At 42.5% G+C, this 12,049-nt stretch carries 14 protein-coding genes and 1 pseudogene; 9 read left to right on the top strand and 6 right to left on the bottom strand.

Annotated elements, in window-relative coordinates:
• Positions 1–52: 52 nt before the first annotated feature.
• A pseudogene (locus PSU78_RS05305) lies at positions 53–613 on the top strand (DUF3034 family protein); the annotation flags it as partial.
• Between the two features lie 36 nt (positions 614–649).
• Here the strand turns inward: PSU78_RS05305 and feoB are convergent.
• From feoB to PSU78_RS05335, 6 genes are all read right to left on the bottom strand, one after another.
• Positions 650–2,440, bottom strand: coding sequence for a ferrous iron transport protein B (gene feoB, locus PSU78_RS05310; protein ID WP_300385336.1), 1,791 nt, complete (start codon positions 2,438–2,440; stop codon positions 650–652).
• Between the two features lie 64 nt (positions 2,441–2,504).
• Positions 2,505–2,735 (bottom strand): FeoA family protein, encoded by a 231-nt coding sequence (locus tag PSU78_RS05315; RefSeq protein WP_300385338.1) that lies wholly within the window; start codon positions 2,733–2,735, stop codon positions 2,505–2,507.
• Between the two features lie 217 nt (positions 2,736–2,952).
• On the bottom strand, positions 2,953–3,741 hold the full coding sequence (locus PSU78_RS05320; protein ID WP_300385340.1) for a peptidylprolyl isomerase: 789 nt from the start codon (positions 3,739–3,741) through the stop codon (positions 2,953–2,955).
• Positions 3,742–3,771: 30 nt separating this feature from the next.
• Positions 3,772–4,032 carry a BolA family transcriptional regulator gene (locus tag PSU78_RS05325; RefSeq protein WP_300385342.1) on the bottom strand — a complete coding sequence of 87 codons (261 nt, stop codon included), beginning with the start codon at positions 4,030–4,032 and terminating at the stop codon, positions 3,772–3,774.
• A 60-nt stretch (positions 4,033–4,092) separates the two neighbouring features.
• A complete protein-coding gene (locus PSU78_RS05330; RefSeq protein WP_300385344.1) occupies positions 4,093–4,395 on the bottom strand; it encodes a YciI family protein in 303 nt (100 codons plus the stop codon).
• A complete protein-coding gene (locus PSU78_RS05335) occupies positions 4,395–4,991 on the bottom strand; it encodes a septation protein A (protein ID WP_300385346.1) in 597 nt (198 codons plus the stop codon). Before PSU78_RS05335 ends, PSU78_RS05330 begins: the two co-directional genes overlap by 1 nt.
• 186 nt (positions 4,992–5,177) lie before the next feature.
• Between PSU78_RS05335 and PSU78_RS05340 the strand changes: the two genes are divergently transcribed.
• The 8 genes from PSU78_RS05340 (at position 5,178) to PSU78_RS05375 (ending at position 11,715) form a co-directional block, all read left to right on the top strand.
• Positions 5,178–6,077, top strand: coding sequence for a 3',5'-nucleoside bisphosphate phosphatase (locus PSU78_RS05340; protein ID WP_300385348.1), 900 nt, complete (start codon positions 5,178–5,180; stop codon positions 6,075–6,077).
• A gap of 19 nt (positions 6,078–6,096) precedes the next feature.
• Positions 6,097–6,720 carry an L-threonylcarbamoyladenylate synthase gene (locus tag PSU78_RS05345; protein ID WP_300385350.1) on the top strand — a complete coding sequence of 208 codons (624 nt, stop codon included), beginning with the start codon at positions 6,097–6,099 and terminating at the stop codon, positions 6,718–6,720.
• A gap of 145 nt (positions 6,721–6,865) precedes the next feature.
• Positions 6,866–7,504: a site-2 protease family protein gene (locus PSU78_RS05350; RefSeq protein WP_300385352.1), complete on the top strand. Its 639-nt coding sequence runs from the start codon at positions 6,866–6,868 to the stop codon at positions 7,502–7,504.
• Positions 7,505–7,563: 59 nt separating this feature from the next.
• Complete coding sequence (locus PSU78_RS05355; protein ID WP_300385354.1) at positions 7,564–8,766, top strand: tryptophan--tRNA ligase; 1,203 nt, start codon at positions 7,564–7,566, stop codon at positions 8,764–8,766.
• A 38-nt stretch (positions 8,767–8,804) separates the two neighbouring features.
• Positions 8,805–9,137, top strand: a complete 333-nt coding sequence (locus tag PSU78_RS05360) for an SMR family transporter (RefSeq protein ID WP_300385356.1) — start codon at positions 8,805–8,807, stop codon at positions 9,135–9,137.
• A gap of 7 nt (positions 9,138–9,144) precedes the next feature.
• Positions 9,145–9,930, top strand: coding sequence for a ScpA family protein (locus PSU78_RS05365; protein WP_300385358.1), 786 nt, complete (start codon positions 9,145–9,147; stop codon positions 9,928–9,930).
• Positions 9,931–9,954: 24 nt separating this feature from the next.
• Positions 9,955–10,506: an SMC-Scp complex subunit ScpB gene (gene scpB / locus PSU78_RS05370; protein ID WP_300385360.1), complete on the top strand. Its 552-nt coding sequence runs from the start codon at positions 9,955–9,957 to the stop codon at positions 10,504–10,506.
• A 96-nt stretch (positions 10,507–10,602) separates the two neighbouring features.
• On the top strand, positions 10,603–11,715 hold the full coding sequence (locus tag PSU78_RS05375) for a pseudouridine synthase (protein WP_300385362.1): 1,113 nt from the start codon (positions 10,603–10,605) through the stop codon (positions 11,713–11,715).
• Positions 11,716–12,049: the final 334 nt, after the last annotated feature.

Here is a 12,049-nt window from a genome sequence, read left to right on the forward strand (position 1 = left end):
AACAGGAAGAGCTTGTCTGAAGTGGTAGTGTCCACTTTATTCAACAGGGGTCAATACTGTCCCTGGCGAATCTATCAGGCTAGATACACTGGGTGTGAAAGTCAGGGTTTTAGGGGATGCGGTTTATGATCAAGATAACTGGGTGCCGCAAATTGCCGCAGGTATACAAATTAAGCACAATGAAGATTTTTCATTTGTGCCTAAGCTACTTGGCGCTAAAAAATCATCGAGTGCTGATGTGTATGTATCTGCAACAAAGCTTTACTTAGCAGCTATCAATGGTAGAAATGTATTATTGAATGCAACATTACTTGCAACTGAAGCGAACCAGTTTGGCATTCTAGGCTTTGGTGGAGATAAGCATGATGGCTATCGTTTAGAGCCGGCTGTTTCTTTAGCATTAATGCTGACGGATAATATTTTGCTTGGCACAGAATACAGGGCTAAGCCAAACAATTTAAGTGGCTCCAAAGAAGACGATGCCAAAGACTTATTTGTGACTTGGTTTCCTGTTAGAAATTTATCAGTCACAGCGGCTTATGTAGATTTGGGTAACATCGCAGATAAAGACAATCAAAGAGCATGGTATTTATCTGGGCAAATATCGTACTAAGCTGTCATCAACTGTGAAGCTTAGCCGTCTGAATAATCAATAACCTAACCAACGTGCACCTTGGTAAAACACAAAACTCACCACCCACGCTAATCCTAGTGACCAAGCAATTGATAGCCACATAAACGCGCTACTTTTAGCTTCACTTTTAAGCGTGGCAATAGTGGATAAGCATGGCGTATATATCAGTGTGAACAACATAAAACTCATGGCCTGTACCCAATCAATTTGTGTTGCCATGTGTACCATTAGTGCATCCCCCTGCATACCGTAAATCACAGCTAGCGCACCAACAACAATTTCTTTAGCCACAAAGCCAAAAATTAAAGCAATTGCTAGCTGATTATTAATGCCCAGTGGATCTAGGATAGGTGCAAATAATGCGCCAATTTGACCTGCGTAGGTACCTGCGCTTGCTGCTGGAACGTTACTAGGGAAATTCGTCAGCGCCCAAACCATTACAACACCAATGACAATAAACTTGCTAGCGCGCACCAAGAAGTGTTTCACCTCATGCCAGCCTCTTAACACAATTTGGCGTAATGTTGGAAAGCGGTAGGGCGGTAATTCTAGAATAAATGGCTCGGTGTTTTTATACTGTCCTTGGAAAAGGATTGCGGTTAAAAACATTGTTAAGAAGCTCATCACATAAAGTGTGAATAAGACTAGTGGTGCATGTTTTGCCGTAAACAGTGCGGTGATAATAAAAATAAATACTTGTAGCCGTGCAGAACATAATGACAATGGAATCACCAGCATAGTCAGCAAGCGCATTGGGCGAGAACGCATAATACGTGTACCCATCAGTGCTGGTACATTGCAACCAAAGCCCATTAGCATCATCACAAAGCCGCGACCATCTAAGCCCATTTTTGCCATGAGTGAGTCCATGAGAAAAGCAGCGCGTGATAGGTAACCACTATCTTCGACCATAGACATGACTAAAAAGAATAAAACAATGATGGGCACAAATGCAGCTACGGTAGCTACGCCGTTATAAACACCATCTAACATCAAGCCGCTGAACCATGCTGGGCTTGAGGCGAATATTGGCTCCAATAAGCCTGATCTAAATAAGCTTAAAGCCCATGCTAGTCCATCTTGTAGTGGCTTGCCAACAGTAAAAATAAACTGAAACAATATAAACATCGCTACAAAAAATATGGGCAAGCCAAACCACTTATGCAGCAAAATCTTATCGATTTTATCGGTAGTGTTGTTGGTAAATGTCGTTGGAATTTGCACATGACGTTGAATCAAATCTTCCATCTCGTGTTCGATTTGATGGTCTTCTTGTAGAAGTTGGCTAATGACTTTGGGGTCAGTAGCGGTTTGATTCTGATTGATAATCTGTGTGGCTGCCTGCAAAGCTTTTGGCAAACCATCACCATATTTTGCGCTGATAGATAGCACTGGTAAGTGCATAGCTTTAGCCAAGCTTTCAGTATCAATGGTAATGCCAGATTGTTTGGCTTCATCTGCCATGTTTAAAGCGAGAACAGAAGGGATATTGAGTTTTTTAATCTGCAGCACTAATGAAAGTTGACGATCTATCTGCGAACTGTTCAATAAAACAATGACTAGGTCTACAGCATTATTAGATAGAAAGCGCCTAACAACTTGCTCATCCTCTGAAAAGCCATGTAAGTCATAAATACCTGGCAAGTCGATTAGCTCGGCAATATGTCCGCCAATCAAAATCTTCGCACTCATTAAGTCAACGGTAATGCCAGGCCAGTTACCAACACGTGCAGAAGCGCCGCTAATACGATTGAACAGGGTGGATTTTCCCGTGTTGGGCATGCCTAATAGTGCAATACGTTTCATGAGTTTTTATTGTTGGCGGAAGTGATTAATGGGCTGGCTTATTCTATGAGACTAATAAGATAGATTAGATTTCGGCGTTGATTCTTATGCGAGTAGCCTCAGAGTCACGCAAAATCACATCGGTGGTACCAAGGCGCACATGGAGCGGACCATTAAAATTGGCGCGGCGAATAATGCTGAGCGGTTTGCCTACACGAAAACCTAGCGCAGAAAGGCGATGAAATAAATACTCATCCGCTTCAATCGCAGTAATGGTAGCGTTTTGACCTATTTTTAATTGAGAGAGCAGTTGCATTAGTTGGTGATGAGTAAAACACAAATGATAATAATTCTTATTATCGCATAATTCTATAATAGTGTGCATTTCTAAAAGTAATAATTTGCACTAAGTAAAAAATTTGCAAAGTACCTAAAGTTTGGCATCATATATTTAAAAAGCGCATTAAAAAAGGCTCCTAAAGAGCCTTTTCTAATTCTGCTAATTTGCAGCTAATTCAATGAATAATAATGAATTATTTTGAAATATCTATTTTTGCTTTAGTGCGTAAATCAGACATCATTTTTTCTAAATTACGTTGTTGAAGATTTTTTTGTAAACCATCTTTTACTTTGTCATAAGCCAATGGTTGTGCGCTACGTGAATCAACTAATTTAATCACATGCCAACCAAATTGAGTTTGTGCTGGGGTAGCAGAAACGGCACCTTTTTGCAGACCAGCAACAGCGTCGCTGAATGGTTTAACCATCGTTGCTGGTGAGAACCAACCTAAGTCGCCGCCTTTGTCTTTAGAACCAGGATCCATTGATTTTTCTTTTGCAAGTTTAGCAAAGTCGGCGCCTTTACCTAATTGCGCAATAATATCTTTAGCTTCGGCTTCAGTTTTTACTAAAATGTGGCGAGCGCTGTACTCTTTATCGCCGTATGCTTTTTTGTATTGTTCGTAAGCGGCTTTAGTATCAACATCTGAGATTGGATTTTTCTTAACAAAGTCTTGTAAATACGCTGATGTTAATAGTTCACGACGTGAAAGTTCTTCACGTGCAACGTAATCAGCTTGCTTATCAAGGCCTAGTTTCTGCGCCTCTTGGTAGACTAGCTCTGAGTCTATCAATTTGTTCGTAATGGCTTGTTTTACTTGATCGTCAACTTTTTGGCCGCGTGAAGCAGCGTCTTTAGCAATGTAATCATAAACAGATTGTTTGATTTGTTTACCATTAACTGTTGCTACTGCATCGGCAGCAAATGCTGCTGGTGCTAATGAAAGAATAGCAACTGCGATTAAGGTTTGGGTAAATTTCATGCGAAAATCCTCATGGTTAGAAATAGGGGGTTAAAGTTCATCTGGCGCCAGAGCATGTATGCTTAAGGCGTGAATTTTACTAGGAATAAGTTCAGCAAGTGCCTGATAAATAATGCGATGTCGCATTATCTGTGATTTTTCAGAAAAATGCGAGCTTGTTATTTTGAGTTTAAAATGGCCACCACCAGCATTGCCTGAGTGTCCAGCGTGCATGGCACTTTCATCCTCAATTTGCAGGGTAATAGGGTTCAGAGGTTGTAAACGGCTGGTTATTTCTTCAACTAAAGTCATATTTGAGAGTTATATCTTGCAAGGCAGGAGAGTATGGGTTTAAGTGAAGTTTTACTAAGGTTAGCTAGGTAAAGTTTTTCTAAAAGGTTTGACTATAACGTTCTTATATACATTTGAGATGACAAACGGATCATTATTTGCCCACTCCGTCGCCTCTTGAAGGTTAGAAAACTCTGCGACAATCAAACTGCCTGTAAAGCCTGCTGGTCCAGGGTCCGTACTATCAATCGCAGGAAAAGGGCCCGCAAGTAGCAGTCTGCCTGCTTCTTGCAGTATTTGTAAGCGCTTTAAATGCTCAGGTCTGGCGAGTAAACGCTTGTCTAAGCTATTAGGCGTATCTTCTGCCATGATTGCGTACCACATTATTTCGTCTCGCTTTTATTTTGCGCTGACTTATCTTTTTCTACTAACTTCTCTTGTTCATCAAGCGGTGCAATAAGATATTTTTTTAAGGCTAAAGTTTGTGCGATAAAGAATGCAAACATGATGCCAGTCACACCAAATAGTTTGAAATTAACCCAAGCATTTTCAGTATAGTTGAAGGCTACGTACAAGTTTAAAAATCCCAGTAGTACTAAAAAAGCGACCCATACTAAGTTGAGTTTATTCCAAATAGGTGCTGGTGCATCAATCAAGTTGCTCATCATCTGTTGAATTAAATTCTTTTTAAAAAATAAATTAGAAATGAGTAAAGCAACTGCAATGACCCAATATAGCGCAGTAGGCTTCATCATGATGTAAGTTTTGTCATGTAACAGCAGGGTTATGCTACCAAGTATGCCAATAATGGCGCCACTCACCATGAGCATTTTTTCGACTTTGCCATAGCGAATTTTGCTGTAAATAATTTGTGCAATTGTGGCAGCAATGGTTACCGCTGTTGCCGTAAAAATCCCAAAAAACTTGAACGCGATAAAAAACAAAATAACGGGAAACATGTCGAATAAAAACTTATTCATGGCTGTAGGCGAGTCGCTTTCTAAGTAGTGCTTGTATAAGTTGTGATTACGTTCAAAAATCAATAGTTAACAACGCTTTAGCGTAAGTCGTTATTTTGCTATGATTGATGTTGTGCCACAAGGTTTAATTTTCAAGTATTTTTTACTCATTATCATTTTTTAAGCCTAAATTTAAGTATAGCGTTCATGTCACTCACTTTTGACCTACATTCCCACACGACTATCTCAGATGGCATGTTAAGCCCAAATGAGTTGGTTGCGTACGCGGCAAATCAAGGTGTTGACGTGTTGGCCTTAACTGACCATGACGATACAGGTGGTTTGGCGATTGCGGCAGAGGAGGCTAAACGCTGGGGTTTGCATTTTATCAATGGTGTAGAAATTTCAGTCACTTGGAAAAAACGCACGATTCATATCGTTGGTTTGAAAATTAATCCTGAACACCCTGAGCTGAGAGCAGGTTTGGCGGCGCTTCGTGCAGGACGTCACAAGCGTGCGGAGGGCATGGCAGCCAGTTTAGATAAAGTTGGTATCACAGGTAGCTTAGAAGGTGCTTATCAATATGTGAACGATGGCATCATAGGTCGCATTCACTTTGCAAGATTTTTAGTCGAAAGTGGAGTTTCAAAAGATAATAAGGCGGTATTTAAAAAATATTTGGTTAAAGGTAAGCCAGGTTATTTTGAGCATCAGTGGGCGAGTTTGGAAGAAGCTATTCGTTGGATTGTTGATAGCGGCGGTGTCGCCGTACTGGCGCATCCAGGTCGATATGATTTAGGTCGTACCAATATGTTGTTATTGTTAGAAGAGTTTCGCGCTTTAGGCGGCACGGCGATTGAAGTGGTGACAGGCAGCCATACAGGTGCGCACTATGTTGAGTTTGCGAAATATGCGCAGATGTTTAGCTTAAAATCTTCAGTGGGGACAGATTATCATGGAAAGGGCGTCAGCTTTATGGAAATGGGACGCTTACCAGCACTACCTAGCAACTGCCTACCTATTTGGCAAGATTGGCCAGAAGCCTTGCTAACAAGTACTAATATTACCAAAAACAACACAGCTGAAATCACTACAGTGCTCATTTGAAAGCAATATTTACAAAATCATGTCTCAACTCTTCAACATTAATTTAGAGAATCCACAGCATCGCCTCATTGTGCATACGGCTGAAATTCTCCGTGATGGTGGGGTGATTGCTTATCCTACAGATTCGGGCTACGCATTGGGCTGCATGCTAGGTCACGGCGATGCGCAAATGCGTATACGGCAGATTCGCGGCGTGGATGACAAACACCTTTTTACTTTGCTTTGCCGAAATTTAAGTGAGCTTGGTAATTATGCAGTGGTCAGCAATAGCCAATTCCGTTTGCTAAAAGCCAATACGCCTGGGGCTTACACTTTTATTTTGAACGCGACGCGTGAGGTGCCACGCAAGTTGCAGCATCCAAAACGCAACACAGTAGGGTTACGCGTGCCAGACCACGCCGTTGTGCAAGCTATATTAGAAGAAATTGACGCCCCCTTGCTTAGCATGACGCTGTATATTCCAGACGATGATTCTGTGCTGAGTGAAGCCTGGGAAATTCGCGATAAGCTGGAACATGTAGTCGATTTGGTCATTGATGTAGGACATTGTGTGGCAGGTGCGACCTCTGTGATTAATTTGACGGGCGATGTGCCTGAGTTAATACGTGAAGGATTAGGCGATTTAGCCCCCTTTGGGCTTTAATTCCAACATGCTTTCAATCGAATACTGCGTTATGGGTTCTTGCCGTACTATTCGTACTGCCTACAAACCCACGCCTTGTCTTCAATTGAAAGCAAGTTAGCATTCACGAGATTTAACTGAACAAGATTTTTGAAAAGAGTCATTAATGGAATTATCACTGATACAAAAAATAGTTATTTATGCGCCACCTATCATATTCGCAATTACCGTGCATGAAGCGGCACATGGTTATGCGGCTAAGCACTTTGGCGATATGACGGCTTACAATGCAGGTCGCATCACCTTAAATCCTTTAAAGCATATCGACTTGTTCGGCACGATTCTATTGCCGGCAATGACTATACTTTTAGGCGGTATTCTCTTTGGCTGGGCAAAGCCAGTGCCAGTTGACTTTAGTCGTTTGCGCAACCCTAAAAAAGACATGTTATGGGTCGCTGCGGCTGGCCCAGCATCCAATTTTTTAATGGCAATATTGTGGGTATTGGTGATTAAGTTTGCGATGGGCGCGCCGGAAGCGATTTCGCTTCCAATGATTGAGATGGCGAAAGCGGGCATCAGCATCAATATTGTTTTGATGGTATTAAATCTATTGCCACTGCCGCCTCTAGATGGCGGGCGCATCGCAGTTAGCTTGCTGCCTATGCCTTACGCGATTAAGTTTGCGCAAATTGAGCGTTTTGGTTTCTTGATTTTAATCGCGCTGATGTTCTCAGGCATACTTAATAAAATTTTAGACCCACTCATCAATGCGGTTTACGCGCTAATAATTAGCTTATTTGGCTAAGCTTGTTTGTATAATAACGGCTATATTTCACTCTAGTATTAAATTTAAGGTTTTCGCACATGGCAATCGAACGCGTTTTATCAGGCATGCGCCCTACAGGCAACTTGCATTTAGGGCATTACAACGGCGTACTTAAAAACTGGATTAAACTCCAGCACGAGCATGAATGCTTGTTTTTTGTGGCTGATTGGCATGCCCTGACTACTCATTACGACACGCCAGAAGTGATTGAGGAAAGCGTTTGGGAAATGGTGATTGACTGGCTAGCTGCGGGTGTAGACCCTGCCAATGCCACTATTTTTATACAATCACGCGTGCCAGAACATGCTGAATTACATACTTTACTCAGCATGATTACGCCATTAAGTTGGCTAGAACGCGTGCCAACTTACAAAGACCAACAAGAAAAGCTTTCAAGTAAAGACTTATCTACCTATGGTTTCTTGGGCTACCCACTATTACAAAGTGCGGATATTTTGATTTATAAAGCGACTCAAGTGCCTGTGGGCGAAGATCAGATTCCTCATATTGAATTCACCCGTGAAATCGCCCGTCGCTTTAATCACATTTACGGTAAAGAAAAAGGTTTTGAAGAAAAAGCCGAAGCTGCCATCAAAAAACTAGGCAGCAAACGCAGTGCTTTGTACGAAGAAATGCGCAATGCCTATCAACAAAGTGGCGATGAAGAGGCTTTAGATGCGGCGCGCTCCTTGATTGAAGAGCAACAAGGTATGAGCATGGGTGATAAGGAGCGCCTACTTGGTTATTTAGAAGGCGGCGGTAAAATGATTCTGCTTGAACCTGAATACAAGCTCACGCCAGCTTCAAAAATGCCAGGTTTAGATGGTCAAAAAATGTCTAAGTCATACAACAACACCATTTCATTGCGTGAGCCAGCAGATGTAGTTGCGAAAAAAATCAAAACCATGCCGACAGATCCAGCGCGCGTACGCCGCACGGACCCAGGTGACCCAGCAAAATGTCCAGTTTGGCAATTGCATGAAATTTACTCAAATACAGCGACCCAAGAATGGGCACAAGCTGGATGTAAAAGCGCTTCAATAGGCTGTATTGAGTGTAAAGGGCCAGTCATTGAAAGTGTGTTAGCTGAATTAAAACCAATTCAAGAACGCGCTGCTCAATATGCCGAAGATCCTACTTTAGTTAAAAATATCGTCGCAGAAGGCTGCGAAAAAGCGCGTAAATTAGCGCGTGAAACTATGCGCGATGTACGTGATGCCATGGGTTTAAATTACAGTTAGCGTTTTTTAAATAAGCACATTAATTTATTGGGGCTAAGATGAGCCATTGGTTAGCGCTTGCAATTGCGATAGTTGCAGAGGTGATTGGAACAACTGCACTAAAAGCCTCCAATGAGTTTACTCGGCTGTTACCATCAATAATTGTCGTGGTTGGTTACGGGACAGCATTTTATTTCATGTCAATTAGCATGCGTGTACTGCCTGTTGGCATTATGTACGCCATTTGGTCTGGCATGGGCATTGTGCTGATTTCAGTATTAGGATGGCTGGTTTTTCGGCAGACCTTAGATATGCCCGCAATATTAGGCTTAGCTTTTATTATTACTGGTGTCATCATTATTAACGTTTTTTCGAAAACTGTGGGACATTAAGTCTTATATGCAAACTCAGCTCACTTTAGATGCGCGCATTCACGGTGAAGCCTTTACCCAAGTACCTCATGACCTTTATATTCCACCAGATGCGTTAGAGGTTTATTTGGATGCCTTTGAAGGCCCTCTCGATTTACTCCTCTATTTAATCCGTAAACATAACCTTGATATTTTAGATATTCCCATGGCGGATTTAACGCGTCAATACATTGTCTATGTGGAAAAAATGACGGCAATCAAGCTAGAGTTGGCGGGTGATTACTTGCTGATGTCAGCCATGTTGATTGAAATTAAATCACGCATGTTGTTACCTAAACCAGCTGAGATTGAATCTGAAGATGACCCTAGGGCGGAGTTAGTACGCCGACTAATGGAGTATGAAGCCATTAAACTAGCCGCGCAGCGTATTGATGCAATGCCAAAAGTCGGCGAGGAGATTGCCGTTGCTAGTGCTTACTATCAGCACATCAGCGATGTGCAGCCACCAGAGGTGAGTTTAGATGATTTAACCGAAGCTTGGCGCAATGTTTTGAAGCGTGCTAGCCATTTTAAACATCACAAAGTGGGCAAGGCAGAGCTTTCTGTACGTGAGCACATGAGCATTATTTTACGTCGATTAAAAGTGGATAATTTTTTAGAGTTTTCGCAATTATTTGATGTGGCAAAAGATGGTATTCCAAAATTGGTGGTTTGTTTTTTAGCGATATTGGAATTAGCACGTGAAGGCTTGCTGCGAATGACTCAACAAGCGCCTTTTTCGCCGATTTATGTGCAATTAAATTCTCGTGAATAATTTAATAAGATAATCAAAATTATCATGAACGAACCAGAAAACATTCAGCAAAAAAAACAAGTGCTAGAAGTTGCCTTACTCACTTCACCGCAGCCATTAAGCCTAGATGATATGCAAAAGCTATTTGCTGACCGTATAGAGCGCGCAACGTTACGTATGTTACTTGATGAGCTCAAGCAAGACTGGGAGCAACGCACGATGGAATTGGTGCAAGTCGCAACGGGTTACCGCTTTCAAGCGCGGTCTGAATACGCACCTTTTTTAGCGCGACTCAATCCTGAAAAGCAATCTAAATACTCCCGCGCGGTGATGGAAACATTGGCGATTATTGCCTACAGACAGCCCGTAACCCGCGGCGATATTGAAGAAATTCGCGGTGTGGCTGTTAACCCTAATGTGATGCGTCAGCTTCAAGAACGCGATTGGGTCGATATAGTGGGGCAGCGTGAAGTACCAGGCAGACCTTCATTGTACGCAACAACTAAACACTTTTTAGATGACCTTAATCTAAAGTCACTTGCTGAGTTGCCCGCCATGGAAGATTTTGTAAAAACTGATAATCAGTTGGATTTGTAATTAATTTTTAAATCCGTTTTACTTGCTTGCATTTAGTCTGAGGTGTTTTTCACTAACTGCGGTAAAATGCGCTTTTGCAATCAATAGTTTATCCATATGGCACGTCCCTTTAAAACGCAACGCGACCCGCAAGCGACTCCTCGTCGCGCAAACACTAATTTTACCAAATTAGCCACAGACGCTAACGCGCCACCAGAACCTACGCAACGTTTGCATAAGTTATTGGCGCTGGCTGGTTTGGGCTCACGCCGTGATATGGAAGCGCTGATTGCTAGCGGTCGGGTTACAGTGAATGGTGCGCCAGCGATACAAGGCCAAGGTGTAACGCAACATGATACGGTGCGCTTAGATAGCCGCCCAGTCAAACTGCCGTTTATTGCTGAATTACCGCAAGTGTTGATTTACCATAAACCAGAAGGTGAAATCGTCAGTCAAGATGACCCTGAAGGCCGTGCAAGCGTGTTTGATAAATTACCAAAGGTCAAAAACGGCAAATGGATTGCCATTGGTCGTTTGGATATGAATACCAGCGGCTTGTTGATTTTTACCACTTCAGGTGAGTTGGCAAACCGTTTTATGCATCCGCGCTATGAAGTTGAGCGTGAATATGCCGTGCGTATTTTTGGTGAGTTAACCGAAGGCCAAATGACGCAACTCAAAGAAGGCATTGAGCTAGAAGATGGCCCAGCAAACTTTGATAGCATTACTGCACAGGGCGGCGAAGGTGCAAATCATTGGTATCAAGTCATTCTGCGCGAAGGCCGTAATCGTGAAGTGCGTCGTTTGTTTGAAGCATTTCAGTTGCCAGTGAGCCGCTTGATGCGTGTGCGTTTTGGCCCAGTGAATCTGCCGCCACGCGTTAAACGTGGAAGTATGCTGAAACTAGAACAAAAGGAAGTGGTTGGCTTGCTTGAGTGGGCTGACTTGCCAGTACCAAGTGCGCCATTAAGACAGCTAACACAACGTGAAAAACTAAAAGCCACTACCGTATTCACGCCGAAAGTGCGTAAACAACGCATCAGTGCGCTTGATAGACCACCAAGAGTGGGCGCAGACGGTGAAACTAGACCTTACCGTGCAAAACCTGACTCGGTTGCGGCTAAAAAACCTGCGCCTAAAAGACCAGCAAATCGACGTGTGAGACAGACTAGCGACTTAGCTGGTCCAGCCATGCAAAAGAAAAGTGACAGAAACCGCGGTCGTGGTTAGTAAGAGTTAATATCGGACATGTAAATGTTTAAAAGGGTGATTCTAAATTTTAGAATCACCCTTTTTATTTTGATCTAACTTTGTTGAACATCGTAGTATGGCTTGAGCAACGCGATACCCATCACTTATTTAACTAAACCCTTTTAATTAGCGCTTACCTAATTTCACACATAGCTTTGTGGGTATCGGCTTCGCCTCCACCCACACTACGGCAAAGCTCGCGTAGAGTGCAATTGGTAGGGGGTCAATAAGCGAAGCGCATTGCGCCGCATAGAATTCTCTTCGGTGCAATGCGCTTCGCTTATTGACCCCCTACAATGCTTAATCTACAAGC

Source organism: Methylotenera sp. (genome assembly GCF_029945705.1).
Classification (GTDB): domain Bacteria; phylum Pseudomonadota; class Gammaproteobacteria; order Burkholderiales; family Methylophilaceae; genus Methylotenera.

Coding starts and splice junctions, on each gene's coding strand:
- feoB (WP_300385336.1), bottom strand. CDS start 2,440: ATGAAACGTATTGCACTATTAGGCATGCCCAACACGGGAAAATCCACC.
- PSU78_RS05315 (WP_300385338.1), bottom strand. CDS start 2,735: ATGCAACTGCTCTCTCAATTAAAAATAGGTCAAAACGCTACCATTACT.
- PSU78_RS05320 (WP_300385340.1), bottom strand. CDS start 3,741: ATGAAATTTACCCAAACCTTAATCGCAGTTGCTATTCTTTCATTAGCA.
- PSU78_RS05325 (WP_300385342.1), bottom strand. CDS start 4,032: ATGACTTTAGTTGAAGAAATAACCAGCCGTTTACAACCTCTGAACCCT.
- PSU78_RS05330 (WP_300385344.1), bottom strand. CDS start 4,395: ATGTGGTACGCAATCATGGCAGAAGATACGCCTAATAGCTTAGACAAG.
- PSU78_RS05335 (WP_300385346.1), bottom strand. CDS start 4,991: ATGAATAAGTTTTTATTCGACATGTTTCCCGTTATTTTGTTTTTTATC.
- PSU78_RS05340 (WP_300385348.1), top strand. CDS start 5,178: ATGTCACTCACTTTTGACCTACATTCCCACACGACTATCTCAGATGGC.
- PSU78_RS05345 (WP_300385350.1), top strand. CDS start 6,097: ATGTCTCAACTCTTCAACATTAATTTAGAGAATCCACAGCATCGCCTC.
- PSU78_RS05350 (WP_300385352.1), top strand. CDS start 6,866: ATGGAATTATCACTGATACAAAAAATAGTTATTTATGCGCCACCTATC.
- PSU78_RS05355 (WP_300385354.1), top strand. CDS start 7,564: ATGGCAATCGAACGCGTTTTATCAGGCATGCGCCCTACAGGCAACTTG.
- PSU78_RS05360 (WP_300385356.1), top strand. CDS start 8,805: ATGAGCCATTGGTTAGCGCTTGCAATTGCGATAGTTGCAGAGGTGATT.
- PSU78_RS05365 (WP_300385358.1), top strand. CDS start 9,145: ATGCAAACTCAGCTCACTTTAGATGCGCGCATTCACGGTGAAGCCTTT.
- scpB (WP_300385360.1), top strand. CDS start 9,955: ATGAACGAACCAGAAAACATTCAGCAAAAAAAACAAGTGCTAGAAGTT.
- PSU78_RS05375 (WP_300385362.1), top strand. CDS start 10,603: ATGGCACGTCCCTTTAAAACGCAACGCGACCCGCAAGCGACTCCTCGT.